The organism is Rhizobium oryzihabitans (assembly GCF_010669145.1).
Classification (GTDB): Bacteria; Pseudomonadota; Alphaproteobacteria; order Rhizobiales; family Rhizobiaceae; genus Agrobacterium; species Agrobacterium oryzihabitans.
Genome location: NZ_CP048635.1, coordinates 1,275,288 through 1,300,962 on the forward strand (window position 1 = coordinate 1,275,288; position 25,675 = coordinate 1,300,962).

Genomic DNA, 25,675 nt, shown 5'->3' on the forward strand with positions numbered 1-25,675 from the left:
GATCATGATATTGCATCAACTCATCGACTACGAAGTCCTCCGCGTCATCTGGTGGCTGCTGCTTGGCGTGGTGCTGATCGGTTTTGCCGTAACCGGCGGTTTCGATCTGGGTACGGGCGCGCTGCTGCCTTTCGTCGCGAAAACGGATCTCGAGCGGCGTGTCGTCATCAATTCCATCGGTCCGGTCTGGGAAGGCAATCAGGTCTGGCTCATCCTTGGAGGCGGCGCCATCTTCGCCGCCTGGCCGCCGCTCTATGCGGTGTCGTTTTCAGGTTTTTACCTGGCAATGTTCGCCACCCTGTTTGCGCTGATCCTGCGACCGGTCGGTTTCAAATACCGCTCCAAACGCGAGAGCACGACATGGCGCAGCACCTGGGATTGGGCGCTGTTTATCGGCGGCTTCGTCCCCGCGCTGATCTTCGGAGTGGCGATTGGCAATGTGCTGCAGGGCGTACCCTTCCGCTTCAACGATGACTTGAGGATTTTCTATGACGGCACGACGCTGTTCGAGCTTCTGAACCCTTACGCAATCCTCTGCGGCCTCGTTTCCGTTGCCATGCTGGTGATGCATGGCGCGGCCTGGCTGGTGCTGAAGACCGAAGGTCCGGTTGCGGCCCGCGCCCGCAGTTTCGGCAGCATTGCCGCACTTGCCACCACCGTTCTTTTTGCTCTTGGCGGCGTCCTGTTGTGGCTTGGTGTCGACGGGTATCGCTTCACCTCGGAAGTCGTGACCGACGGTCCGTCCAATCCGCTATCGAAGACGGTCGAGGTCGCAAGCGGTGTCTGGTTTGCGAATTATGCGGCCCATCCGTGGATGATGCTGGCGCCGGTGCTCGGTCTTGCTTTCCCGCTCGTCGCCTTCCTGTTGTTCAGGGTCGGGCGTGAGGTGCTGGCGCTGCTTTCCAGTTCGATTGCCATTTTCGGCATCATCTCGACGGTCGGGCTGGCGATGTTCCCCTTCATCCTGCCGTCTTCGATCGATCCGAAATCGAGCCTGACGGTCTGGGACGCATCCTCGAGCCATATGACGCTGTTCATCATGCTGGTCGTCGCCCTCATCTTCATTCCCATCATCGTCGCTTATACGTCCTGGGTCTATCGCGTGCTGTGGGGCAAGGTGGATGAAAAGGCGATCCGCGACGACAGCGGCCACGCCTATTAATATCAAACAAACAGAAGGAGATCGAACATGTGGTATTTCGCCTGGCTGCTCGGCCTGCCTCTCGCCGCCATCTTCGCCGTCATGAACGCCATGTGGTATGAGCTGATGGAAGAAAACGCCAGAAAGGCCGAAGCGAAACAGGATAGATAGAGCTTTGGTGGAAAGCTCTCTTCCGTCATGCCGGACTTGATCCGGGGTGACGGAGTGCGGATGATGCTACTTTGCAAAATATAGAAGGGCGGCCTCCGGTTGGGATGCCGCCCTTCTGGTAAAACAGCCGTGTTTGACACGAACGGCTTCAGTGGATCGCGATGCCGCGCTTGTCCGCCTCTTCCTTGATGATGTCTTCGACCAGCGCTCTCTTAAGATTTGGATTTCCCAGAAGATAGTCGTCGGCAATCTCGAAAATCGATTTCGGGTTCTCGGTCCTGCGCAGGGTGTCGAGGTCCTGGCCGATCTGCTCTCGCAAGCTTGAATAGTCGTCCATCGCGGTTCTCCCGGTTACTGGTTCAATGCAGAAGTTCTGCGGGAACCTTGCCGCCGTTTTCAGACAGCTTCTTGATGACAGCCCTGTGCAGCCAGATGTTCATGGTGGCTGAGTCCGACGTGTCGCCGGTATAGCCGAGTTCGCCAGCCAGTTCCTTGCGGGCACTGAGGCTGCTGTCCAGATCAAGCGCCTTCAGAAGATCGACGATCGAATGTTTCCAGTCAAGTTTTTGGCCGTTCTGCTTGACCGCGGCATCCAGAATGGAAGCCACGTCGACGCTGCCGGTAGATGCCGGAGCCGCTGCCGTTGGGGCGGGTGCTGCAGGCTGAGCCGGTGCGGCCGGGCTTGCAGCGGTTGTCGGCGCTCCCGCTGGAGCGGAAGTCTGCGGTGCGGCTTCGGCCTTGCCGAAAATCGCGTTCTTGATCTTGTCGAAAAAGCTCATTGTGTCCTCCCTTTATCGGCGAAATGCGCGCCCGATGGCGATGAGAATGCATGCACCGATGAAACCGGTGATGAGGTATCCAATCCAGCCTCCGAGCGAGATGCCCACGAGCCCGAGAAGAAAATTGGCGACGATGGCGCCGACAATGCCGAGGATGATGTTCATGAAAACACCCATATTGCTTTTCATGAACTGTTCGGCGAGCCAACCGGCTACGCCGCCGATGATGATTGCTGCAATCCAGCCGATTTGTGCGTCTTCCATAACAGGCCTTTCCTTTGTGAAAGAGGTCCGCAGGCATATGGACAGGCTTTTGCGCGCACCGATCCCCCGCCTTGAATAGACCCCAGGCGGGGTAATAACGAAGGTGCTGACACTTTGTTCCGCGTGGGCGAGTCCGTCGCGTCGCTTTCATTCAGCTTTGGCTCTTAAAATCCAGCCCGATATCCAGAACCGGTGCGCTATGGGTCAGCCAGCCAACGGAGATGAGATCAACGCCGGTTGCGGCAATGGCGGCGGCGGTTTCAGGGCTGATGCGGCCGGAAGCCTCGGTAATGGCGCGGCCGGCGACGATCTCCACGGCCTCGCGCAGCTGGTTCGGCGTCATATTGTCCAGGAGAACCGCGTCGACACCTTCATCCATCGCCTCGCGCAATTGCGCCAGCGTATCGACCTCCACCTCGATCTTGACGAGATGCCCCACACCTTGCCGGGCGCGGCGGATGGCCTCGCCCACACCGCCGGCCACGGCGATGTGGTTGTCCTTGATGAGGACTGCGTCATAAAGCGCGAAACGGTGGTTCATGCCGCCACCGGCGCGCACGGCATATTTTTCCAGCGCCCTGAGGCCCGGCGTCGTCTTGCGGGTGCAGGCAACCGACGCCTTGGTCCCTGAAATGGCGGCAGCGATTTTCGCGGTAACGGACGCTATGCCTGACAGATGGCCAAGGAAATTGAGGGCAGTGCGCTCCCCTGTCAAAAGACCACGCGACGGGCCTTCGATCGTCGCTATGATATCGCCGGGAGCCACAATCGCCCCGTCCTCAACATGCCGCCTCATCACGATTGCCGGATCGATGAGCTGGAAAGCGAGCTCTGCGGCATCGAGACCGGCGATGACGCCCGGTTCCCGCGCGGCCATGACGACGACCGAGCGATGATCGGCGGGAATGACTGAGGCGGAGGTTATGTCACCCGCAAGCCCGAGATCTTCCAGAAGGGCGCTGCGAACGAGCGGTTCCACGATGAGGCGTGGCAAGGGGGAGAGGATCATGTCAGGCGCTCCGCGCAATGCTGGGTGAGGAAAGGTTGCTGGAGGAAAGGTCATGGGCAATGGAAATGACCTCGGACAGGCGCAGCCTGCGCCTTGTGGGGGTCACGTCCTTTTCCGGGAAATCGTTACGGAAATGGCCGCCGCGCGATTCCGTGCGCAGGGCTGCGAAGACGGCGATGGCGAGCCCGACAATGGCGGGATCGGATGCCGGGCCATTCTGTTCGGCGAGAGGCAGCAGATCACGAATCGCGCCGGTCAAGCCGATCTCATGTCTGGCGATGCCGAGATGGCGGGAGACAATGGGTCGAACGATGGCGGGGTCCGCTGCCGAAAGAACAGGTGTCCCGAATGGCGTCACAGCCGTCCCGAGTTTTGATGCCGGCCGGTCGGCAATATCTTTCGCGGCGCGCATGCCCATCGCCGCCGCCTCCAGCAGGGAGTTGCTGGCAAGTCGGTTGGCCCGTGAAGACCCGTGCAGGCAGTTTCGCCCGCGACCCAGAGGCCTGGCACGGAACTGCGGCCGTTTCCATCCGTGGCAACGCCGCCCATGTGGTAATGCACGGCGGGGCGAACGGGAACAAGCTCGCGGGCGGGGTCTATCCCGGCCTCCCGGCAGAGCAGGTCTATCGCAGGGAAACGCGCCGAAAAACCGCTGCCGAGCGCCTGGCGTGCGTCTAGAAAGACCTTGCCGCCACGCAGGATTTCCCGCTCGATGGCGCGGGCGACAATATCGCGGGAGGCGAGTTCCGCACCGGGCACGGCCGCCATGAAACGCTCGCCGTTTTCATTGAGAAGAAGGGCGCCTTCGCCCCGCACCGCCTCGCTGACCAGCGCCAGCGGCCGACGGGGAGAGGAAAGCGCCGTCGGGTGAAACTGGACGAATTCCATATCGGCAAGGACGGCGCCAGCGCGCGCGGCAAGCATGATGCCCTGCCCATAATTGCCGGAAGGATTGGTCGTCGCCTCGTAAAGTCCGCCGAGTCCGCCCGTTGCGAGAACGACCTTCGTGGCCGGCAGAATAAACTTGCCCTTTTGTCCGGCGCAGACGAGACCGGTCAAGGCCCCGTCTTCCGTCAGCAGCCGGCGCACCTCCGTGCCTTCCAGAACTGCAATGGACGGCGTGTTGAGAGCGGCGGCCGCAAGAGCCCTGACAATGGCCGCGCCCGAGCCGTCACCTTCGGCATGGAGGATGCGGCGACGGCTATGGGCGGCTTCCAGTCCAAAGACAAGTCTGCCCTGCGCATCGCGGTCAAAACGGACGCCGGCGCTCTCCAGTGCACGGATGACGTCAGGGGCGGCGGAGACGATGCCCGCTGCCATATCCGTGTCGCAGAGGCCATCGCCGGCGGCAAGCGTATCTGCGAGATGGAGGGCTGCGCTGTCATCCGCGCCAAGACTGGCCGCAATGCCGCCCTGCGCCCAGGCGCTGGATGTCTCTCCGCCGAGGGCGCTGCGCGTCAGAAGCAGCACAGGCTGTGGCGTAAGCGTCAGCGCCGCCATCAGGCCCGCTATGCCGCTGCCGACGATGACCGTCCTGCCCGCATATTGCGACAGCGCTTCGCTCATACCGCCAGCATCCTTTCCACCGCACGGCGGGCGGCGACTGCGATCGCCGGATCGACCGCATGACGGCGGTGGAGCCGGAAAAATCCGCAGCTTCCACGACATCGGGCGGACATTCCGGATGCGCGAGAACGGTGACGCCGGGATGGCTTTCCCGCAATTCCCTGATGTCATCGGCGGTGAAAAGCTCGTGCACCTCGCAATGTCCGCGCCAGGCAATCAGTTCGACATTGGTCTCCCGCGCCACGTTCTTCGCCAGATATTCGTCAGGCAACATCAGGACGCGGGGCACGCCGAGCGATTCCACCACCTGGCGGGCATTGCCTGACGTGCAGCATATGTCGGAAGCCGCTTTCACCGCCGCCGAAGTGTTCACATAAGTGACGACCGGAACGCCCGGATAGGCCTTGCGCAGAAGTGCGATGTCCTCGGGCGTGATGGAATCGGCGAGCGAACAGCCGGCGGCCATATCCGGAATGAGCACTGTTTTTTCCGGATTGAGCAGCTTTGCCGTCTCAGCCATGAAATGCACGCCGGCGAGAACGATCACATCCGCCTCCACTTCCATCGCCTTGCGGGCAAGAGCGAGGCTGTCGCCGACGATATCGGCAACGCCGTGGAAGATTTCCGGCGTCTGGTAGTTATGGGCGAGGATGACGGCGTTGCGCTTGTGCTTCAGCTCGAGGATAGCCTCCACATCGTCCTGAAAACCCATCCATTCGGCCTTGGGGATGACGCGGCTGACGCGGTCGTAAAGGCTTGCGGCAGAAATCTGTTCGTTCACGGCACTCTCCCATTTATACTCTATTTGAGTATATCTACGGCAAATAGATATTCTCATTGTGAGCATATGTCAATTGCGAGAGAGGGGCAGTTTGGTTCCTGAGAGGGCGCGTTCATCAAGAACGGTTTGACGGAAGCGGAAAAGCTTTGCCGGGCGTCCGCCGGTTTCGGTCGCCATGTCGCCGGTCTCTTCCACCAGTTGCTGCTGTTCGATCAGCCGGCGGAAATTCTGCTTGTGCAGGGTCAGCCCTGCGAGTGCTTCGATCGCCCGCTGCAATTGCAACAGCGTGAAGGCATCAGCCATCAGTTCGAAAACCACCGGCCGGTATTTGATTTTGGCTCGCAGCCGGGCAATGCCGGTGGCAAGGATGCGGCGGTGATCGGCAAACATCGGCCTGCCGAAGTTGATCCGGGGCTCGCTCTGCGCTTCCTCGACCAAGCCTGCCTCATACAGCAACTCATAGCGCTGCAGGGTTAGTTCCTCGTTCCAGCCCCCACCGTCGAGACCGAAAGTGAAATCGGCCCGCAAATGGCGCTCGCTTTTGCAGGCGGGATTGGAGTCCGCCCATGCGCGCAGCCTGTCGATAATGGTGTCCAGAACCAGCGGGCGGCCCTGACGATGGTCTTCCCAGGGGAAATATTCGTACCAGCCATGCCAAAGGGGGCGCCCGTTGCCGGATGATTCCTGCTCGCGAACCAGCCCGAGATAACCAATCGAAATGGTTCTGCCGCCCGGAATGTCGTTGTTACGGTCGCGGTCGGCGAAGGTATAAAGCTGCTCGAGATAACCGACGGGGTGGTGTGTCTGTTCGTGGATCCATTCCCGCAATCCGCTCTGAAGCGTTCTGTGCCCGAATTCGAATGGGCCTGAAGGAAGGGCAAGGCCCGCGCGAACGGTCATGACCCGCGGTTCATCTCCGGTAATGGCGGTGACGACGGCAATGAGTTCGGCATGGGCAAGCCCGATGGTCACGGCGGCTCCTGTAACAGGTTGTGATTTCAACCTTCTTTGACACAGGAAGTGCGGTTCGCCAACAAGCGGGCCAAAAGTACCGCCGGTATTCGCGTAAATCCTAAAATAAAGGTCTGTCAGACGAAAGGATGATTTCTTGTGGTTAGTCGCGTATATTTCGTTATGTTATAAAAACGTTATAAGCATCCATATAATGTAGAAAGCCGATGTTGGAAGATATATCTCTAGAAGAGACGCTTATTGGCTATTATACGTGGAATATTGGGCAGAATCTGGTTTATCTGGATGCTGTGGCTGCTCGTGTCCGCGATTTTTCCTTCGATGAGGCGTCTCGCGGCCTTCCGGTGGAGGCGTTCATTGCCCAGGTCGAGATCAACGCCCGGGCGAGGGTGGCAAGAGCGGTCCATAATTCACTGACGCGTGGTGAGTTTTATGATCAGGAATACCGAATTGGTCTGAAGTCCGGCGGCTTTCGCTGGTTGCGGACGACAGGCAGGGTGATCCACGACTGTGACGGCGTTCCAATGATGGCAATGGGCACAGTGCGTGAGGTTGTCGCCCGCAAGGCCTTGCTGATGTAGTGCCGCTCTCGGTGGGACGGACTCATATTTTATTGTTTTTGATGTTTCGGTGGCATGGTCCGTCAGGTCGCAACTTTGCTGTTTCAGATCGCGCTGGCCGTGGGCCTCGGTGTTGCCGGCATCCGCATCGCCTCGCTGGTGAACGGTGAGGCCGGCTCTGCGACGGCAGGCCTTGCCGCCAATACGGAAATGTTGTGGACAACATCGCCGGTGCGGGTCGATCCCAGCCGCCAGAACTACGAACGCATCCCGACGCCACCCGATCTTTACCCCTTGAAAATGCATGCGGATCAGCGACTGCGTGTCCTTTCCAGCAGCCGCTTCACCTTCAAAGGCCAGGAATTTAGCCTCGCTGGTTTGGAGGATGTCGAGCGCAACCGGGTCTGCGCGGATTCTGAAGGCCGCCGTTATGCCTGTGGTCTGAACGCTTTCAAGGCACTGGAGAACCGGCTGCGCGGTAAATATCTGGAGTGCCGGGTGGTGGAAGAGGGCGGGGTTAGCCGTTCAGTCGAATGCCGGATCAACGGGCAGGATGTGCGGGCGCTGCTGCAATAGCCAACGCGTTGAACAGATGGCGAGACAGGTGAAAATCTTCGCCTGAAGGTCTCGTGTCTTGTTTGGGAGGATTTGGTGGAGCTAAGCGGGATCGAACCGCTGACCTCTTGCATGCCATGCAAGCGCTCTCCCAGCTGAGCTATAGCCCCATAAGGGTTCCGGCATTTCTTCCGGTTCCGGGAACCGAAGCGGCTGTTGTTCCGTTCGGTGGCGGCTTACTACTTCGGCTAATCGAAGAGTGCAAGCACAAAAAACAGCCCGGCTTCATTTTTTTGTCGCCGGGCTGGATTATTCAATAAGATCAAGCCTCTTCGTCGTCGCCCGTTACGCCGATGATGCCGGACATATCGTCATCGTCGTCGTCTTCGTCGGCTTCAAGGAAGGTATCGTCATCGTCGTCGATTTCCACGTCGTCGTCGTCGCCCATATCCGGGATTTCGTCGCCGCTGTTGTCGCCATCGGCGTCTTCCAGCGATACGAGTTCGACTTCCGTGTTTTCGGCATCGACTTCCGCGACTTCTTCTTCTTCAGCCTGCTCGAGCTTTGCCTGAGCCGTGCTTTCCTCGAAGAAGGAGAGCGGCCATGACTTGCCGGTATAGGGAGAAACGACCGGGTCGCGGTTCAGATCGTAGAACTTCTTGCCGGTATCGGGGTCGGTGCGCTTGGTACCAAGTTCCGCTTTTGCCACTGTCTAAGCCTCAAATTGTCGAATGAGTTTCGGTGTGTACGCCGTAAAACCGGCATAGACGGTAAAATTTCTAGCCGGTCCCCTTAATCGTTGCGGTCTTTCGTGTCAAAGACAAACTTCGGATGTCGCCCTCCCTTGGCGCAACCTGTATGCGGGGATGCTCATAAAGATCGGGAGACATCCTGCACTCTATTGTATTAATGACGGACGCACAGGCAGAAAGCTTCATGACCTTCACGATCGCCATAGACGGGCCGGCTGCCGCTGGCAAAGGCACCTTGTCACGAAAGATTGCGGAGACCTATGGTTTCCATCATCTCGATACCGGGCTGACCTACAGAGCGACGGCCAAGGCCCTTCTTGATGCCGGCCTGCCGCTCGATGATGAAAACGTCGCTGAAAAAGTGGCGCTGGAACTCGACCTTGCCGGCCTCGACCGTTCGGTCCTTTCCCGGCACGATATTGGCGAGGCTGCGTCCAGGATTGCCGTGATGACGCCGGTGCGGCGGGCGCTCGTGAAGGCGCAGCAGCGTTTTGCCGCAAAGGAGCCCGGCACGGTTCTGGACGGCCGCGACATCGGCACGGTGGTGTGCCCGGATGCGCCGGTGAAGCTTTATGTCACGGCGTCGCCGGACGTGCGGGCGCGGCGGCGTCATGACGAAATCCTCGCCAATGGCGGGGTGGCGGATTACGATGCCATTTTCGCTGAAGTGAGGAAACGCGACGAGCGCGACATGGGCCGCGCCGACAGCCCGTTGAAACCGGCTGAAGACGCGCACTTGCTAGATACGTCGGAAATGAGTATAGAGGTGGCGTTTCAGGCCGCGCGGGCGATTATCGACGCCGCCCTGGAGAAATAGGTTTTTCGCGGAACCGCTGATTTCGGCCCGCGTTTAGTCCGGAATTGCCCGAAGACATGTCCTTGCGCCGGAAAGCCTTTTAAAAAGGCGGGCATGGGTTCGGGTATCAACAACGCTAGCCCACCGGCGCTTTTGTATTCGCTTTCAAGCGGATGCAATCAGGAGATTTCATGTCAGTATCTACCCCCACGCGCGAAGATTTCGCAGCGCTTCTCGAAGAATCCTTTGCCTCTAACGATCTTGCCGAAGGCTATGTTGCCAAGGGTATCGTAACGGCAATCGAGAAGGACGTTGCCATCGTTGACGTCGGCCTCAAGGTTGAAGGCCGCGTACCGTTGAAGGAATTCGGCGCGAAGTCCAAGGACGGCACGCTGAAGGTCGGCGACGAAGTCGAAGTTTACGTCGATCGCATCGAAAACGCTCTCGGCGAAGCCGTTCTGTCGCGCGAGAAGGCTCGCCGCGAAGAAAGCTGGGTCAAGCTCGAAGCCAAGTTCGAAGCCGGCGAGCGCGTCGAAGGCGTTATCTTCAACCAGGTCAAGGGTGGTTTCACCGTCGATCTGGACGGCGCTGTTGCCTTCCTTCCGCGTTCGCAGGTCGACATCCGCCCGATCCGCGACGTTACCCCGCTGATGCACAACCCGCAGCCCTTCGAAATCCTCAAGATGGACAAGCGCCGTGGCAACATCGTTGTTTCGCGCCGCACGGTTCTCGAAGAGTCCCGTGCCGAGCAGCGTTCTGAAATCGTTCAGAACCTCGAAGAAGGCCAGGTTGTTGACGGCGTCGTCAAGAACATCACCGATTACGGTGCGTTCGTTGACCTCGGCGGCATCGACGGCCTGCTGCACGTTACCGACATGGCATGGCGCCGCGTCAACCATCCTTCGGAAATCCTCAACATTGGCCAGCAGGTCAAGGTTCAGATCATCCGCATCAACCAGGAAACCCACCGCATCTCGCTCGGCATGAAGCAGCTCGAGTCGGATCCGTGGGATGGCATCTCCGCCAAGTACCCGGTTGGCAAGAAGATCTCCGGTACGGTTACGAACATCACCGACTACGGTGCATTCGTCGAGCTGGAGCCGGGCATCGAAGGCCTGATCCACATTTCCGAAATGTCCTGGACCAAGAAGAACGTACATCCCGGCAAGATCCTGTCCACGAGCCAGGAAGTCGACGTTGTCGTTCTCGAAGTCGATCCGTCCAAGCGCCGTATCTCGCTCGGCCTCAAGCAGACGCTGGAAAACCCGTGGCAGGCATTTGCCTTCAGCCATCCGGCCGGCACTGAAGTTGAAGGCGAAGTCAAGAACAAGACCGAATTCGGCCTGTTCATTGGCCTCGAAGGCGATGTTGACGGCATGGTTCACCTGTCGGATCTCGACTGGAACCGTCCGGGCGAACAGGTCATCGAAGAGTTCAACAAGGGTGACGTGGTCAAAGCCGTCGTTCTCGATGTTGACGTCGAGAAGGAGCGCATCTCGCTCGGCATCAAGCAGCTCGGCAAGGATGCTGTCGGTGAAGCCGCAACGTCCGGCGACCTGCGCAAGAACGCAGTCGTTTCGTGCGAAGTCATCGCCGTTAACGACGGTGGCGTGGAAGTGAAGCTCGTCAACCACGAGGACATCACCTCCTTCATCCGCCGCAACGACCTCGCACGCGATCGTGACGATCAGCGTCCGGAGCGTTTCTCGGTCGGTCAGGTTTTCGACGCCCGCGTCGTCAACTTCTCCAAGAAGGACCGCAAGGTCATGCTTTCGATCAAGGCGCTGGAAATCGCTGAAGAGAAGGAAGCAGTCGCACAGTTCGGTTCGTCCGACTCGGGCGCTTCGCTCGGCGACATCCTCGGCGCGGCTCTGAAGAACCGCGGCGAATAATCGCTTCGATCCTTTGAAATGAAGAACCCGCCGGAATTTTCCGGCGGGTTTTTTATTGGGTGGAATGTCCGCGTTATGGCTGAATGCGCGGAACGGGGCTCAGAGCATGCCGCTCATCCTGAGGTAATAATTTTCCGCGCTGTCGTCGGAAGCCCCCGCCTGTGGCGCTCCCGGTTCGCCGGTCTCGTCATTGGCCGCCACCCGTTCTTCGGCTTCATCCTGACTGCCGGAATTTTCACCCTCCGGCTCGCCTTCTGCCTCCTCCTCGGAAAACGGGCCGCGTCCGCGATGCGGGCTTTCCGATTCGTGATCATCTTCCGCCGGGGGATAGGCGACGAGCGGTAGCGGCGTGCCTTCTTTTGCGAGAGCCGCAGCGATCAGCGATTGTGACGCCGATTGCTCGAGCATCGCCATTCTGGCTTCAGGATCAGTTGCGGCGCGGGGCAGTGGCTGGGCTTCAGGCCGATGTGCTGCTGTCTCCGTTTCCTCGCCGGACGGGTGGGCGGCGGGTGTTGCCGAAGCAGCTTTTTCGGTGGGCTGTTCTTCCAGCTGTTGCGTTGGGACGCCCGGCTGCGAGGCGGCAGGCTGCGCTGCACCTGTTGTTTTGGCGGGAAGCTTGCCGGCAAGAGCTGCAAGCAGCAGGTTTTCAATATTTTTGACATCGCCTGGAGGCTGGCCGGACGACTGGGGTAATGCCGTCCGTGCTTCTTTCTGCTCCGCCTTAGCAATGTCCCGATGGGGCAGGGCAGGACGTATTTCGGCGTTTTCTGCCTTCGCCGGGTTTGCGGCACGCGCCTCTGCCGGCACCTGCCCTTCCTTTGTCGCGTTGCCCGTTTGCGGTTGAAGTGGACGCGCCGTGTTTTCGGCTTTTCCATCCGGCTTTACGGTTTCTGGCGAAGTATCGGGCGCATTGGCGGGCGGGATGGGAAGATTGACGTGGAGGTCCGGCGGTGCCGTCTGCGCTGCCACAATGGCTTTGACGGCTGCGCTGTTGAGGGCAAGCGGGCCAATGAATTGAGACAGGAGCCGGCCGGTTGTTGCAGCATTTGCCGGCTGCGCTGTCGCTATCGCATTCGGGCGGCTATCCGCACTCTGGTTTTGGACGTTTTGCGACCCCGGCTGGGGCCGCTGTGCGGGCGTTGGATTGGCCGAATTATTTTGCTGATAGGAAGAGACGACTGCCTTTGCGGCGAGATCCATTCCCTTGTAGCGGGAAAGCTCGATCAGAAGTGCAAGGCGTGCGGCATCGGGGCCCGTCGGCTGTTTCAGGATTTCGGCAAGCATTGAAAGGCTCAACCCCTGCAGCACCTTGGCAACCTGCTGTTCCAGCGCCAGACGCTGCGGCGCGGGCAGGGCGCGAAGGGCATCTGTCAGGCGCACCACATAGTTTTGAATGGCTTCGCCGTCACGCCTCGGCAGGTTCATCAGCTTGCCGAGCGTTTCCGCCAGAACTGCGGTACTGCGGGAAAGCTGAAATTCGCTGGTGAGGGTGGCAATTGCGGCTCTGGCGAAAACGTCGCCGCCATTGTCGGGAGCAGGACTGCTCGCCTGTAACTGCACGACCTCTTTCAGCTGCCCGCGCGGTGTCGGCGTGGCTGAGGCTCCATAGGCGGCATCGGCTGCCGGAATTTTCGGTACAGGCGGTAACATGCTGCGCTCCGTTCCTATCGATGACCGCCGCTGGCTGCGAAAGGGCCAATCCCTGGCTCTCTGATCCGCATTTGGCCCGTATGTTGAAAGATTGCCGCGCCGGTGATGTACAGGTGTCATCTCGCCCGCTCATGCGGGAGCGCCGTGCGCGCCGCTGGCCCGAATGCCAGCTCTTGTCGGAGCACACAGAATCATCAAGCCGAAGCTTGACCTGCAGATATTAAGATTTGGCTAACCATGAGCATTGCGCCCCGGCGGGGTCGTCAGGGGGAGATGCCGATGAACATGCGGTAAAGCCCGTTATCATCTGAATTGACCGATGAAATGTGGTCGGGTTCACTGGTCGTCATCTCGACGGCTTCCGGCGGCATCGCGTCAAGCCAGCTCGCCTTCGGGAAGCTTCTTTCCGGGCGGGTTTCTTCAGGAGCGATGAGAGGTTCTTCCTCGGCCGGCGTAATAAAATCGGCGTCATCCGGGACGAGCGGCGGGGCTGACATGGAGAGCAGCGCCTGGGCCGCGTTCGGTTCGGTATCGTGACTGGCGCTACCGAATACGCCTGATATATCGGACATGTCTGAACTCACATCATGTTTCGCTCAAGTGACTGCTGGAAACGGCAATCATGCCGCCTTTTTCTTCAGCAGTTCATAAAGGCCATTGTCGTCGATCGAGATCGGCAGAATGGTGTTTCGGGCATTCTCGACAACCGCCTGTGCATCAAGCAGTTTTTCGGCGTCGTCTTTCGCATCCGCCTGCGTGGCGGCCGCATCTGTCGTTGCAGTTTCGTTATCGTCTTCCGCCGGTGCCGTTTCCGTCGCAGGCGTTGCCGCAAGCACGGAGATCAGGGCGATTTCCGATGAAATGTCGACCGGGCCCTGTCCCTCGGCGCCTTCCGTTTTTTCATTAGCGGAAGCATCCAGGTGTTCTTTCACGACGTCCTGAAGTTTCTGCACGTCTTCGAGCTTGCCCTGCGCATCGCGGGTCTGGATGTCCTTTTCCCGCTCGGCCGCAACTTCGGCATCATTGACTTCGCCAATGCGGTTTTCACCGCGCTCCGCCTGCAGTTCTTCCTTGGTTTTCGGATCGGCGACATCTTCCAGACGCTGAATGACCTTCAGGGTCTCCTGCGTCATGAAGCGGGTGCCTTTCGCCTGCTCGTTCAGCGCATCCTTGACGGCACGCGCTGCATCTCCATACGGGTTGGAGATGGCAGCGATCATCTGCTGCGCCGAAACGCCGAGTTCCTTGAGGCCCGTGGATTTTTCCAGATCATCGACGCTCTTGGGCAAGTTGGCGCGCGCCGCCATGATGGCCTTCGACATCTGCTCGCCGAAATCCTCTTCCTTGCCTGTCAGGCCGGCGCTTTTGGCGATGCGGGCGGCGAGTGCCGCCATGGGGTCTGTCTTGGCGTTGACGCCGTTGTTCAGCACGTCCACAACCTGTCCTTCCGAAACACCGAAGGACGTCAGGGAAATCTTCGTGGCTTTTCCCAGCGGATCGGCTTTTTCGAAATTTGCGGTCAGGGTCAATGCGTCCTGGAGCCGCTGTGCGAAAGAGAAGCTCGATTCGTCGGCTTCCTGGGTGATGCCGAGGGCAGAGGAGAAACGGGAGACAAGCGAGGCGAAGGGATCCGCGTCCGGTTTCATGAAGCCAAACAGATAGGCGCTTATCTTTTCATTGGCGACACGCTGGCTTTCGTCCGGCTGCGGCTGTGTCTTGACCGCATCGTCCTTTTTGGTGCCGTTTGCCTTTTCCTGCTCTTCGCGCTGGCGCTCCTCGATGGTCTCGACCATCGACCGCATGAGATCGCTGACTGCAATGCCCGCCGTCTGCTGTAGCGGAGTAATCATCTGGAAAGTCCCCGGCCGCCCAAAGTTGCGGCCGAGAATAGGCAGTTCTGGTAAATCAGTGCTTAAACGAAGCGTAGAAACGCTCAGCTATGGGCGAAAATATCCGTTTCCTCCCAACCGAGAAGATCGAGCTTCGCACGGGTCGGCAAAAACGCGAAACAGGCATCGGCGTGGTCGAGGCGGCCATCGCGTATGAGGCGGGCGGTCAGCTTGTCGCGCAGCGCATGCAGGTGAAGTACGTCCGAGGCGGCATATTCGAGCTGCGCGGGCGACAGGGTTTCCGCTGCCCAGTCCGATGATTGCTGCGCCTTGGAAATATCGATTTCCAGCATTTCCTTCAGATTGTCCTTCAGCCCATGCCGGTCCGTATAGGTGCGGGTCAGGCGCGAGGCGATCTTGGTGCAGAAAACCGGCGTGGTCGTCACGCCGAAGGTGTGGAACAGAACGGCAATGTCGAAACGGCCATAATGAAAAATCTTCTGGCGGGCGGGATCGGCAAGCATCCGGACGAGGTTCGGAGCCTCCTTCTGGCCGGCTGCGATGCGGATGACGTCCGCCGTGCCGTCGCCGGGCGAAAGCTGGACAACGCAGAGACGGTCGCGGCGCGGCACCAGTCCCAGTGTTTCCGTATCGATTGCGATGGCGCCGGTGTAACGCGCGGCATCTTCGGCGGAAATATCGCCTTCGTGGTAACGGATGGGTGCTGCCATGTCTTGCTCCAGAAATTTCCAGTTTGTCGCTCCGGCTATAACGGAAAGAAAGGCTGGACGATACCGTTTTATGGGCCGTTCCGGCGCGTCATCCCAAGCGCCCTTGGCACTTGCCTTTGCGAAAGCCCCCGGGTTAGTTTCAGGAATATCCTCTATCTTACAGATCGCATGACATTCCCGATGACAAAGAAAATCTATCTCGCCGGACCGGAGGTTTTCCTCCCGAACGCCCGTGAAATGCTTGACCTGAAGGCTGCCCTTGCACGGGAAGCCGGCTTTGTGCCGCTATCGCCGGGTGACCTGCAAATCCCTCCGGCGGATACGAAGATCGGCCACGGTTGCAACATCAATGCCATCGACGAGCAGATGATGCTGGAAGCCGATGCGGTGATCGCCAATCTCACGCCGTTCCGCGGTGTCGCCGCCGATACGGGAACGAGTTACGAGTTGGGTTTCATGTGCGCGCTTGGCAAGCCGGTTTTCGCCTATACCAACGTCGCGGCCAATCACTTCACCCGCATCAAGGCGCATTACGGCGGCGTTGCCGCGATTGACGACACTGACCGGTATCGCGGCCCGGACGGGTTGTCGATCGAGAATTTCGACATGGTCGACAATCTCATGCTGCATGGCGGGATCGTGCGTCGCGGCGGCGTCATCGTTGTCGGCAACGCATCCGAAGAGGCGCTTTATACGGATCTGGACGCATACAAGCGCTGCCTGGCGGCGGCCGCTGAAAAATTATTGATACAGCCTGACCCTGACAGAAAAAATCTAGCGGAGACATCATCATGAGCGGTACCATCCTCATTACCGGCGCCACATCCGGTTTCGGACAGGCAACGGCACGGCGCTTCATCCAGGAGGGCTGGAAGGTCATCGGCACCGGCCGGCGGGCGGAACGGCTGGAGGCGCTGGCGCAGGAACTCGGCACCGCCTTTCACGGCGTCGCCTTCGACATCACCGACGAAGATGCGACGCAAAAGGCGCTTGCGGCTCTGCCGGAGGGTTTCCGGGACATTGACATCCTCGTCAATAATGCCGGCCTGGCACTTGGCACAGCGCCTGCGCCGCAGGTGCCGCTGAAGGACTGGCAGACCATGGTGAACACCAATATCACCGGTCTCCTGAACATCACCCACCAGCTCTTGCCGACCCTGATCGACCGCAAGGGCATTGTCGTCAACCTCTCGTCGGTGGCTGCGCACTGGCCCTATGCCGGCGGCAACGTCTATGCCGGCACCAAAGCCTTCCTGCGGCAATTCTCGCTCGGTCTTCGCTCCGACCTGCATGGAAAGGGCGTGCGCGTCACCTCCATCGAACCCGGCATGTGCGAGACGGAATTCACGCTCGTGCGCACCGGTGGCAACCAGGATGCCTCGGATAATCTCTACAAGGGCGTTAATCCGATCACGGCGGACGATATCGCCAACACGATCTATTGGGTGACCTCGCAGCCCAAGCATATCAACATCAACAGCCTCGAACTCATGCCGGTCAACCAGTCCTTTGCCGGTTTCCAGGTATACCGGGAAAGCTGATTTCTCAGGGTTTTTGCGGGAGTGCTGAAAAACCAAGCAGGATTTTCAGAGCTATGCAGAAATGCAATGCTGCATTGCGAGACTTGCTCTGTTAAAAAGCGCGGAAGTCGCTATATTCAAATCATCGAAGCGACGCACTCCTCCTCCCAGCGTCGCTAGATGTGGATCGGTGGCACTCCTCCTCCCAGTCGCCGATCAAGTTTGAAGCCTGCCGCACCTCCTCCCGCGGCAGGCTTTTTCCTTTTTTGGGCTTTCTTTTGATCTTTGTCGCCTGGCGCTCTCGCCGCGGCGATGATGATGTTCCCCCTGAATTCGCGGGGGTGTTTCCGGTTTCGCCGTCAAGGCGATGCTTGCCGGAATCGGACGCGTGTCGATCACAATTTCGTTATGTCTAGATGAATATGCACAGTTTTGTGGCGGCGCATGGTGCAGGCCCATTGCTTAGCCATCGGCCTGTGGTTAAGCATGGGCAAAAGAACGCTTGGGAGGTTGCCGACACGCTTGTGTCTGTGCGCCCGAAAGCGGCGGGGAGAGAATGGCAGACTTTAAAGAGGCGCTGAAGCGGTTTCAGCCGATCGCGGTTTCATCGATCGCTGAAGACGAACTGAGGGTGCGGTTGCGCGGCCTGCAAGCGCGAATGATCCAGCAAAATGTGAAGGCGGTCTGGCTCGATGCATCATCGTCGCTGACCTATTATACCGGCCTTTCGCTTGGGCTTTCGGAGCGCATTCATGGTGCCCTCGTGCCCGCCGAGGGTAATCCGGTCTATCTCAGCCCGACTTTCGAGGAGCCGAAGCTTCAGACCCTGATCCGCATTCCGGGTGAGGTTGCCGTCTGGGAAGAGGATGAAAATCCATTCGACCTGATGGTGAAGCGCATCGATGCTCTGGCGTGCCCCGGCCATCTTGTCGCCATCGATCCCGCCACTCCCTTTGTCTTTGCCTCGGCCCTGATGCAGCGTCTGGAAGGCCGGATCATTTCCGCCCAGCCGATGATCGTTGCCCAGCGGCAGGTCAAATCCGCAGCCGAGATCGCCATCATCCAGACAGCGATGGATGCGAGCTACGGCGTGCAGAAGGCTGTGTTCGAGGGGCTTCGTCCGGGCGTTTCCACAACGGAAGTGGCTGATTTCGTCAACGCCGCGCACATTGCCCTTGGCATGAAGCCGCTTTTTGTGGCCGTGCAGTTCGGCGAGGCGACGGCCTATCCGCATGGCGTGCCTTATGCGCAGACGCTGAACGATGGCGATATGGTGCTGGTCGATCTCGGCGCCATTCTTCACGGCTATCGTTCGGATATCACCCGCACCTATGTTTTCGGCCAGCCGACGGAACGGCAGCGTTTTCTCTGGAATGCCGAACGCGACGCCCAGGCTGCGGCCTTTGACGCGGCTAAGGTCGGCGCTGCCTGCTCGGACGTGGACAAGGCTGCGCGCGACAGCCTGAAAGCGGCCGGTTTTGGACCGGATTATCAGCTCCCCGGCCTGCCGCATCGCACCGGCCACGGGCTTGGGCTGGATATTCACGAAGAACCCTATATCGTTGCAGGAAATGCCACGGCGCTTGAGCCGGGCATGTGCTTTTCCATCGAGCCGATGCTGTGCGTTTATGGGGAATGCGGCGTCCGTCTCGAGGACATTGTATATATGACGGAGGCGGGACCGCGCTGGTTCTGCCCTCCGGAAAAGAACCTCGACCGGCTGTTCCAGCCGGTCGCCGGGTAATTGGTCGGGAGGCAAAGGACCGAACAGCGGCACGGGGCTCCCCGCGTCGCTGCTGACCAGAAGAGGTAGGCCCCCGGACGGGGCCGCAGGAACTCAGAAAAAGAGGGAAAGGACCACCAGATGAAAACGCTGACCCGCAGTTTGCTTATCGCCTCTGCGCTTGCGATTACTTCCGCCGTGCCTGCCATGGCGAAGACCTTCGTTTATTGCTCCGAGGCGTCGCCGGAAGGCTTCGATCCGTCGCCCTACACCGCCGGCGGCACCTTCGATGCCTCCGCGCATCCGGTCTACAACCGTCTGACCGAGTTCAAGAAGGGCACGACCGAAGTTGAGCCGGGCCTTGCTGAAAAATGGGATGTTTCAAGCGATGGCCTCGAATACACCTTCCACCTGCGCAAGGGTGTGAAGTTCCACTCCAACGACAAGTTCACGCCGAGCCGCGATTTCAACGCCGATGACGTGATCTTCAGCTACAACCGCCAGGGCGACGCGAAGAACCCGTGGAACCAGTATATCGCAGGCATCACCTACGAATATTACAACTCCATGGAAATGCCGTCGCTGATCAAGGAAATCGTCAAGGTTGACGATTACACCGTCAAGTTCGTGCTGACGCGCCCGGAAGCGCCGTTCCTCGCCAACATCGCCATGCCTTTCGCTTCGATCGTGTCGAAGGAATATGCCGATGCGCTCGACAAGGCCGGCACCAAGGAAGACTTCAACAACCTGCCGATCGGCACCGGTCCGTTCAAGTTCGTCGCCTATCAGAAGGACGCGGTCATCCGTTACCAGAAGAATGCCGACTACTGGGGTGACGCGCCGAAGATCGACGATCTGATCTTCGCAATCACGCCGGATGCCGCCGTTCGCCTGCAGAAGCTGAAGGCCGGCGAATGCCACCTGATGCCTTATCCGGCACCGGCTGACCTTGCCGCCATCCGCGCCGACAAGAACCTCAAGCTCGATGAACAGCCGGGCCTGAACGTTGCCTACTTCGCCTACAACACCACTGTTGCACCTTTCGACAAGCCGGAAGTGCGCAAGGCGCTGAACATGGCGATGAACAAGCAGGCGATCATTGACGCCGTGTTCCAGGGTGCAGGCCAGGTTGCCAAGAACCCGATCCCGCCGACCATGTGGTCCTACAACGACAGCATCAAGGACGATGCCTACGATCCGGAAGCTGCCAAGAAGGCTCTCGAAGCCGCTGGCGTCAAGGATCTGTCGATGAAGATCTGGGCAATGCCGGTGCAGCGCCCCTACATGCCGAACGCCCGCCGCACGGCCGAGCTGATCCAGTCGGATTTCGCTAAGGTCGGTGTCAAGGCCGAGATCGTCTCCTTCGAATGGGGTGAATACCTCAAGAAGTCGACCGAAGTGAACCGCGACGGTTCCGTCATCCTCGGCTGGACCGGCGACAACGGTGACCCGGACAACTTCATGGGTGTTCTGCTCTCCTGCGCCGCAACCGGCGAAGGCGGTGCAAACCGTGCTCAGTGGTGCAACAAGGAGTTCTCCGAGCTGCTGTCCAAGGCAAAGCAGACCACTGACGTTGCCGAGCGCACCAAGCTTTATGAGCAGGCGCAGGTGATCTTCAAGGAACAGGCTCCGTGGGCGACGCTTGCGCACTCCACGCAGTTCGTTCCGATGTCTGCCAAGGTTTCCGGCTTCACCATGAGCCCGCTTGGCGACTTCACCTTCGAATCCGTCGACATCGCGGAGTAATCCCAAGTAACAGGACGCGCGGAAGAACTCGGTTCTTCCGCGCGTCTTTTCAGGAAAAAACCATGATCCGGTTCATTTTCGGCAAACTTCTCTATCTCGTTCCGACATTTCTCGGGATTACCATTGTCGCCTTTGCCTTCGTTCGCGTCCTGCCGGGAGATCCCGTGCTGTTGATGGCGGGTGAGCGCGGCATTTCACCCGAACGGCATGCGCAGCTTGCCGAGCAGCTCGGCTTCAGCCAGCCAATCTGGCAGCAATATCTCCATTTTCTCGGGCGGCTGCTTCAGGGTGATCTCGGCAATTCGCTGGTCACCAAGAAACCCGTTCTGACCGAGTTCCTGTCGCTCTTCCCCGCGACGGTCGAGCTTGGCCTCGTCGCCATCATCATCGCAACGCTGATCGGCGTGCCGGTGGGCGTCATCGCCGCCATCCGCCGTGGCTCCTGGTTCGACCAGATTTCCATGACGACCGCGCTGGTGGGCTTCTCCATGCCGATCTTCTGGTGGGCCTGCTGCTCATCATCATGTTCTCCGGCATCCTGCAATGGACGCCGGTGTCGGGCCGCATCTCGCTGATGTATTTCTTCCCCTCCGTCACCGGTTTCATGCTGATCGACAGCCTGATTTCGGGGCAGAAGGGCGCCTTCGCCTCGGCCTTGTCGCATCTCATACTGCCCTCGGTTGTGCTTGCCACCATTCCGCTTGCGGTCATTGCGCGCCAGACGCGCTCGGCAATGCTGGAGGTTCTGAGTGAGGATTACGTGCGCACCGCGCGTGCCAAGGGCATGTCGCCTTCCCGCGTCGTCGGTATCCATGCGCTGCGTAACGCCATGATCCCGGTCATCACCTCCATCGGCCTGCAGATTGGCGTGCTGATGGCGGGCGCAATCCTGACCGAAACCATCTTTTCCTGGCCGGGTATCGGCAAGTGGATGATCGATTCCATCTCGCGCCGCGACTATCCCGTCGTGCAGAGCGGCCTGCTGCTGATCGCGGGTCTGGTAATGGTCGTCAACCTGCTCGTCGATCTGACCTATGGCCTCATCAATCCGAGGATCCGTCACAAATGAGCGATGTGACCACCACCCCCGGCGTCCGTCTTTCGGACGCCGCCATCCGCCGCCGGATGATCGCCGATTTCTGGTTCTACTTCCGCCAGAACCGTGGCGCCGTCATCGGTCTCGCCGTCTTCCTTCTTCTGGTGCTGGTGGCGGTTTTTGCGCCGCTCATCGCGCCGCATGATCCGACGCAGCAATATCGCGACGCTCTGCTCGTTCCGCCCGTATGGCAGGATGGCGGCCGCACCGGCTTCTTCTTCGGTACCGATGCGGTCGGTCGCGACATGCTGTCCCGGCTGATCTACGGTGCGCAATATTCGCTGTTCATCGGCGTCGTTGTCGTCTCCATCGCCCTTGTCGGCGGTATCGTCATAGGTCTCGTCGCCGGTTTCTTCGGCGGCTGGGTCGATACCGTCATCATGCGCGTGATGGATGTCATCCTGGCGTTTCCGTCGCTGCTTCTGGCGCTGGTGCTGGTCGCGATCCTGGGGCCTGGTCTCACCAATGCCATGATCGCCATCGCCATCGTCTACCAGCCGCATTTCGCGCGTCTGACGCGTGCGGCTGTCATGAGCGAGTTGCGCCGTGAATATGTCACGGCCGCCCGTGTGGCGGGTGCCGGCAATTTCCGGCTGATGTTCAAGACCATCCTGCCGAACTGCCTTGCGCCCTTGATCGTGCAAGCGACGCTTTCCTTCTCGTCCGCCGTTCTTGATGCGGCGGCCCTCGGCTTCCTCGGCATGGGCGCGCAGCCGCCCGCCTCCGAATGGGGCACGATGCTGGCCGAAGCCCGCGAGTTCATCCTGCGCGCCTGGTGGGTCGTTACCCTTCCGGGTCTCACGATCCTCGTATCGGTGCTCGCCATCAACCTGATGGGCGACGGGCTGCGCGATGCGCTCGATCCCAAACTGAAGCGGAGCTGATCGATGAGCCTGCTGAAAATCAAGAACCTCACCGTCAAGTTCGCCACGGCCACTGGCGCGTTTACGGCCGTCAACGGTATCGACGTGTCCGTGGACAAGCACGAAGTGCTCGCCATCGTCGGCGAGTCCGGTTCGGGCAAGTCGGTATCCATGCTCGCCGTGATGGGGCTTCTGCCCGATACGGCGACAATCACCGCCGACGAGATGACCTTCGACGGCACGAACCTGCTGGCGATGACGCCGCAGGAGCGTCGCAAGCTGATCGGCCGCGAGATCACCATGATCTTTCAGGAGCCGGTCGCGTCGCTCAACCCGTCGTTTACGGTCGGTTTCCAGATCGAGGAGGTGCTGCGCCTCAATCTCGGCATGGGCCGGTCCGCCGCCCGTGCGCGGGCGCTCGAACTGTTCCGGGCCGTCGGTATTCCCGATCCGGAAACCAAGCTCAACGCCTATCCGCACCAGATGTCCGGCGGCCAGTGCCAGCGTGTGATGATCGCGATCGCAATCGCCTCCAAACCGCGTCTGCTGATCGCCGACGAGCCGACGACCGCGCTCGACGTGACGATCCAGAAACAGATCCTCGATCTGTTGATGACCCTGCAGGAAGAATACGGCATGGCGCTGATCCTCATCACCCATGACATGGGTGTTGTGGCGGAAACAGCAGACCGCGTCGTGGTGCAATATAAGGGCCGCAAGATGGAGGAGGCGGATGTCTTAAGCCTCTTCGAAGCCCCGCAGCATCCCTATACCAAGGCATTGCTTTCGGCCCTGCCGGAAAATGCGACCGGTGACCGCCTGCCCACGGTTTCCGATTTCTTCGGCAAGGAGGGCGTTCAATGAGCATCGTTGTCGAAGGCAGGGGCATTACCCGCCATTATCACGTTCCGGGCGGCCTGTTCGGCGGCGCCAAGACGGTCCAGGCGCTGAAAGGCATCGATTTTGCCGTTGAACGCGGCAAGACGCTCGCCATCGTCGGAGAATCCGGTTCGGGCAAGTCAACGCTTGCGCGCATCATCGCGCTGATCGATCCGGCATCCGGCGGCGAGCTGAAGATTGATGGCCAGCCGGTCGATATCGCCAAGCGTCGTCCCGGCACCGACATGCGCTCCAAGGTGCAGATGGTGTTCCAGAACCCATATGGCAGCCTCAATCCGCGCCAGAAGGTTGGTGACGTGTTGATGGAACCTTTGGTCATCAACACGGGGATGCCGGCTTCCGAGCGTCGCGAGCGGGCTGAAGCCATGCTGGTGAAGGTGGGCCTGGGGCCGGAACACTTCAACCGCTATCCGCACATGTTCTCGGGCGGCCAGCGCCAGCGCATCGCCATTGCACGGGCGTTGATGCTCAATCCGGCACTTCTGGTGCTGGACGAACCGGTCTCGGCGCTCGATCTGTCGGTACAGGCGCAGGTGCTGAACCTGCTCAGGGATCTGCAGGAAGAGTTCGAACTCACCTACGTCTTCGTCAGCCACGATCTTTCCGTGGTCCGCTATATCGCCGATGACGTGATGGTCATCTCGAAGGGCGAGGCCGTGGAGCAGGGAACGCGCGAGGAACTGTTCGCCGATCCCAAGCACGCCTATACGCGCCAGCTTTTTGCAGCCACGCCGATTACGGATGTCGACGCCATCCGCGCCCGCGTGGAACGCCGTAAGGCGGCACGGCAGGCTGCGACGGCTTGAGTGATTTTTACCGGTGAGTAAAGTTGGGCAGGCCGGATTTCCGGCCTGTTCTTTTTTCAGGACTTCAAAAACTTGCCGATGGCCCCCAGCGCGCCATTTTCCCGAATATTGCGATAAGCGGCCTTCAGGGTTGAGACGAAGGTCTCGTTTTCAGGAAGGTCCTCGCCAAATGTGCGCCCGAAGGTGAGAAAACGGTCGACGACGGCATCGGGCGACATTGTCAGTTGGTCCGGGGCATCCCATTCCTTGAAAGCAGGATCGAGAATGGTGATCGGCTGACCCTTTTCATCCATGTCCGCGCAGGACCTGATCCACAGGGCGACCGCGAAAATGACGGCCCTGCTTTCGGCCTTCTCTTCCAGCAATTCGCGTAAGGGGGCGAGAATGCGCAGCGGCACTTTCTGCGAAGCGTCGGAGGCGATCTGCATCGTCTTGTGTTGCAGGGAAGGGTTGGCGAAACGCTCCCGCAGGCCAGCCACGAATTCCGCGCCGTCGACGGCGGGGTCGAGTGTCCGGTCGATCTCGCGCCAATAGGCATCGATGAAATCGCGCACGGGCGTTTCGGCCCAGGCATCGGCCACTGTCGGAAGGCCGGCGATCTGGCCGATGGCCGCGATGGCGCTATGGGAACCGTTCAGCATTCTGAGCTTCATATGCTCATATGGTTCGACATTGCCGACAAATTCCACACCCGATTTTTCGAGCGCCGGCCTTCCATGCGGAAAATTGTCCTCGATGACGAAGCGGAAATAGGGCTCGGCCACCACGGGCCAGGCATCGCGCGCGCCAAGTGCCGCGGATACCGCATCCCGATCCTTATCGGTGGTTGCGGGAACGATCCGGTCCACCATCGAGCAGGGGAAGGCAATATTGGTTTCGATGAATGTTCCCAGCTCCTTGTCCGCAAGGCTTGCAAATTCCAGCAGCAGCTTTCGCAGCACATGTCCGTTGGCCGGCAGGTTATCGCAGGACAGAAGCGTCAGCGGCAGGGAGCCTTCAGCGCGCCTGCGCCTTGTGGCGGCAAGAATGAAACCGAAGATGGAACGCGGCCGGTCCGGATGTTCGAGATCATGGAGAATATCGGGATGATCGCGCAGCAGGCTTCGGGATGCGAGATTGGTCAGATAACCCTTCTCCGTCACCGTCAGCGTCACGATAAGGACGCGCGGATCGGAGAGCCGTTCCACCAGCCGTTCGGGGTCCTCAGGTGCGACGATGGTTTCGAGGATGGAGCCGATGACGCGCAGGCGCTCGCTTTCTCCATCGCGCAGGCAGAAGGTGTAGAGATTATCCTGAGGTTCAATGGCGTCGCGGGTGTCCGGGCTTCTGAGCGATGCGGCGACAATGCCCCATTGCGTCTCGCCGCGGTTGAGGCAATCGTCGATAAAAACCGCCTGATGCGCGCGGTGAAAGGCGCCGACGCCAAGATGCACGATGCCCGGCGTGACCTTCTGGCGGTCATAGGCAGGCGTTGCGACGGATTGCGGCAGGCGAGGCAGGGTGGCAGCGGAAAGCCGGTCTGTCATCGATGCGACTTTCCTGTCCGAAAAGAAAAATCCGTGGCACACGCCAC

General features: G+C 59.8%; 24 protein-coding genes, 1 tRNA gene and 3 pseudogenes. 14 read left to right on the forward strand and 14 right to left on the reverse strand.

Annotated features, from left to right (window positions below):
* Positions 1 to 4 precede the first annotated feature (4 nt).
* Complete coding sequence (cydB, locus tag G3A56_RS22645; protein WP_082185100.1) at positions 5 to 1,162, forward strand: cytochrome d ubiquinol oxidase subunit II; 1,158 nt, start codon at positions 5 to 7, stop codon at positions 1,160 to 1,162.
* A 27-nt stretch (positions 1,163 to 1,189) separates the two neighbouring features.
* Entirely contained in the window at positions 1,190 to 1,312 is a 123-nt protein-coding gene (gene cydX / locus G3A56_RS22650) for a cytochrome bd-I oxidase subunit CydX (protein WP_082185099.1), read from the forward strand.
* Positions 1,313 to 1,460: 148 nt separating this feature from the next.
* Here cydX and G3A56_RS22655 read toward each other — a convergent pair whose 3' ends face one another.
* The 7 genes and pseudogenes from G3A56_RS22655 to G3A56_RS22685 all read right to left on the reverse strand — a co-directional run bounded on the left by G3A56_RS22655 (position 1,461) and on the right by G3A56_RS22685 (position 6,683).
* The gene (locus G3A56_RS22655) at positions 1,461 to 1,649 is read right to left on the reverse strand and encodes a hypothetical protein (RefSeq protein ID WP_082185098.1); all 189 of its coding nucleotides are present in this window, start codon (positions 1,647 to 1,649) and stop codon (positions 1,461 to 1,463) included.
* Positions 1,650 to 1,671: 22 nt separating this feature from the next.
* Positions 1,672 to 2,091: a DUF3597 domain-containing protein gene (locus G3A56_RS22660; protein WP_082185097.1), complete on the reverse strand. Its 420-nt coding sequence runs from the start codon at positions 2,089 to 2,091 to the stop codon at positions 1,672 to 1,674.
* Between the two features lie 12 nt (positions 2,092 to 2,103).
* Positions 2,104 to 2,355, reverse strand: coding sequence for a GlsB/YeaQ/YmgE family stress response membrane protein (locus tag G3A56_RS22665; RefSeq protein ID WP_003498410.1), 252 nt, complete (start codon positions 2,353 to 2,355; stop codon positions 2,104 to 2,106).
* Between the two features lie 151 nt (positions 2,356 to 2,506).
* Positions 2,507 to 3,364: a carboxylating nicotinate-nucleotide diphosphorylase gene (nadC, locus tag G3A56_RS22670; protein ID WP_082185096.1), complete on the reverse strand. Its 858-nt coding sequence runs from the start codon at positions 3,362 to 3,364 to the stop codon at positions 2,507 to 2,509.
* A gap of 1 nt (position 3,365) precedes the next feature.
* Positions 3,366 to 4,930: pseudogene (locus G3A56_RS22675) on the reverse strand (L-aspartate oxidase).
* A 22-nt stretch (positions 4,931 to 4,952) separates the two neighbouring features.
* A pseudogene (gene nadA, locus G3A56_RS22680) lies at positions 4,953 to 5,711 on the reverse strand (quinolinate synthase NadA); the annotation flags it as partial.
* 69 nt (positions 5,712 to 5,780) lie between these two features.
* Complete coding sequence (locus G3A56_RS22685; protein WP_082185093.1) at positions 5,781 to 6,683, reverse strand: NUDIX hydrolase; 903 nt, start codon at positions 6,681 to 6,683, stop codon at positions 5,781 to 5,783.
* A gap of 206 nt (positions 6,684 to 6,889) precedes the next feature.
* Here G3A56_RS22685 and G3A56_RS22690 point away from each other — a divergent pair, with 206 nt between their 5' ends.
* The gene (locus G3A56_RS22690; protein WP_035243008.1) at positions 6,890 to 7,264 is read left to right on the forward strand and encodes a PAS domain-containing protein; all 375 of its coding nucleotides are present in this window, start codon (positions 6,890 to 6,892) and stop codon (positions 7,262 to 7,264) included.
* A gap of 54 nt (positions 7,265 to 7,318) precedes the next feature.
* Complete coding sequence (locus G3A56_RS22695; protein WP_082185092.1) at positions 7,319 to 7,819, forward strand: hypothetical protein; 501 nt, start codon at positions 7,319 to 7,321, stop codon at positions 7,817 to 7,819.
* A 73-nt stretch (positions 7,820 to 7,892) separates the two neighbouring features.
* Here the strand turns inward: G3A56_RS22695 and G3A56_RS22700 are convergent.
* Positions 7,893 to 7,968: transfer RNA gene (locus G3A56_RS22700), tRNA-Ala, on the reverse strand.
* A gap of 152 nt (positions 7,969 to 8,120) precedes the next feature.
* Positions 8,121 to 8,507 carry a TIGR02300 family protein gene (locus G3A56_RS22705; protein ID WP_003498422.1) on the reverse strand — a complete coding sequence of 129 codons (387 nt, stop codon included), beginning with the start codon at positions 8,505 to 8,507 and terminating at the stop codon, positions 8,121 to 8,123.
* A 200-nt stretch (positions 8,508 to 8,707) separates the two neighbouring features.
* On the opposite strand from G3A56_RS22705, the gene cmk reads away from it, so the two are divergent.
* A complete protein-coding gene (gene cmk, locus G3A56_RS22710; RefSeq protein ID WP_164056833.1) occupies positions 8,708 to 9,367 on the forward strand; it encodes a (d)CMP kinase in 660 nt (219 codons plus the stop codon).
* Between the two features lie 170 nt (positions 9,368 to 9,537).
* Positions 9,538 to 11,238: a 30S ribosomal protein S1 gene (rpsA, locus tag G3A56_RS22715; RefSeq protein WP_164056834.1), complete on the forward strand. Its 1,701-nt coding sequence runs from the start codon at positions 9,538 to 9,540 to the stop codon at positions 11,236 to 11,238.
* 99 nt (positions 11,239 to 11,337) lie between these two features.
* Here the strand turns inward: rpsA and G3A56_RS22720 are convergent, their stop codons facing one another.
* The 4 genes from G3A56_RS22720 to G3A56_RS22735 form a co-directional block, all read right to left on the reverse strand.
* A complete protein-coding gene (locus G3A56_RS22720) occupies positions 11,338 to 12,888 on the reverse strand; it encodes a hypothetical protein (RefSeq protein WP_082185091.1) in 1,551 nt (516 codons plus the stop codon).
* 263 nt (positions 12,889 to 13,151) lie between these two features.
* Entirely contained in the window at positions 13,152 to 13,460 is a 309-nt protein-coding gene (locus G3A56_RS22725; protein WP_082185090.1) for a hypothetical protein, read from the reverse strand.
* Between the two features lie 48 nt (positions 13,461 to 13,508).
* Complete coding sequence (locus G3A56_RS22730) at positions 13,509 to 14,738, reverse strand: hypothetical protein (RefSeq protein ID WP_082185089.1); 1,230 nt, start codon at positions 14,736 to 14,738, stop codon at positions 13,509 to 13,511.
* A gap of 83 nt (positions 14,739 to 14,821) precedes the next feature.
* Complete coding sequence (locus G3A56_RS22735) at positions 14,822 to 15,448, reverse strand: ribonuclease D (RefSeq protein ID WP_082185088.1); 627 nt, start codon at positions 15,446 to 15,448, stop codon at positions 14,822 to 14,824.
* Between the two features lie 180 nt (positions 15,449 to 15,628).
* Here G3A56_RS22735 and G3A56_RS22740 point away from each other — a divergent pair, with 180 nt between their 5' ends.
* From G3A56_RS22740 to G3A56_RS22775, 8 genes and pseudogenes are all read left to right on the forward strand, one after another.
* A complete protein-coding gene (locus G3A56_RS22740) occupies positions 15,629 to 16,243 on the forward strand; it encodes a nucleoside 2-deoxyribosyltransferase (RefSeq protein ID WP_164056835.1) in 615 nt (204 codons plus the stop codon).
* Positions 16,240 to 16,989 (forward strand): SDR family oxidoreductase, encoded by a 750-nt coding sequence (locus G3A56_RS22745; protein ID WP_082185087.1) that lies wholly within the window; start codon positions 16,240 to 16,242, stop codon positions 16,987 to 16,989. Before G3A56_RS22740 ends, G3A56_RS22745 begins: the two co-directional genes overlap by 4 nt.
* A 535-nt stretch (positions 16,990 to 17,524) precedes the next feature.
* Positions 17,525 to 18,712, forward strand: coding sequence for a M24 family metallopeptidase (locus G3A56_RS22750; protein WP_082185086.1), 1,188 nt, complete (start codon positions 17,525 to 17,527; stop codon positions 18,710 to 18,712).
* A gap of 120 nt (positions 18,713 to 18,832) precedes the next feature.
* Entirely contained in the window at positions 18,833 to 20,437 is a 1,605-nt protein-coding gene (locus G3A56_RS22755) for an ABC transporter substrate-binding protein (protein WP_080839012.1), read from the forward strand.
* Between the two features lie 62 nt (positions 20,438 to 20,499).
* Positions 20,500 to 21,506: pseudogene (locus G3A56_RS22760) on the forward strand (ABC transporter permease subunit).
* Positions 21,503 to 22,417, forward strand: a complete 915-nt coding sequence (locus tag G3A56_RS22765) for an ABC transporter permease subunit (protein WP_082185085.1) — start codon at positions 21,503 to 21,505, stop codon at positions 22,415 to 22,417. The pseudogene G3A56_RS22760 and the gene G3A56_RS22765 overlap by 4 nt, the downstream one beginning before the upstream one ends.
* 3 nt (positions 22,418 to 22,420) lie before the next feature.
* Entirely contained in the window at positions 22,421 to 23,260 is an 840-nt protein-coding gene (locus G3A56_RS22770) for an ABC transporter ATP-binding protein (protein WP_082185084.1), read from the forward strand.
* Positions 23,257 to 24,102, forward strand: a complete 846-nt coding sequence (locus G3A56_RS22775) for an ATP-binding cassette domain-containing protein (protein WP_082185083.1) — start codon at positions 23,257 to 23,259, stop codon at positions 24,100 to 24,102. The genes G3A56_RS22770 and G3A56_RS22775 overlap by 4 nt, the downstream gene beginning before the upstream one ends.
* A 56-nt stretch (positions 24,103 to 24,158) precedes the next feature.
* On the opposite strand, the gene G3A56_RS22780 is transcribed toward G3A56_RS22775, so the two are convergent.
* Complete coding sequence (locus G3A56_RS22780; RefSeq protein ID WP_082185082.1) at positions 24,159 to 25,628, reverse strand: mannitol dehydrogenase family protein; 1,470 nt, start codon at positions 25,626 to 25,628, stop codon at positions 24,159 to 24,161.
* Between the last annotated feature and the right edge of the window lie 47 nt (positions 25,629 to 25,675).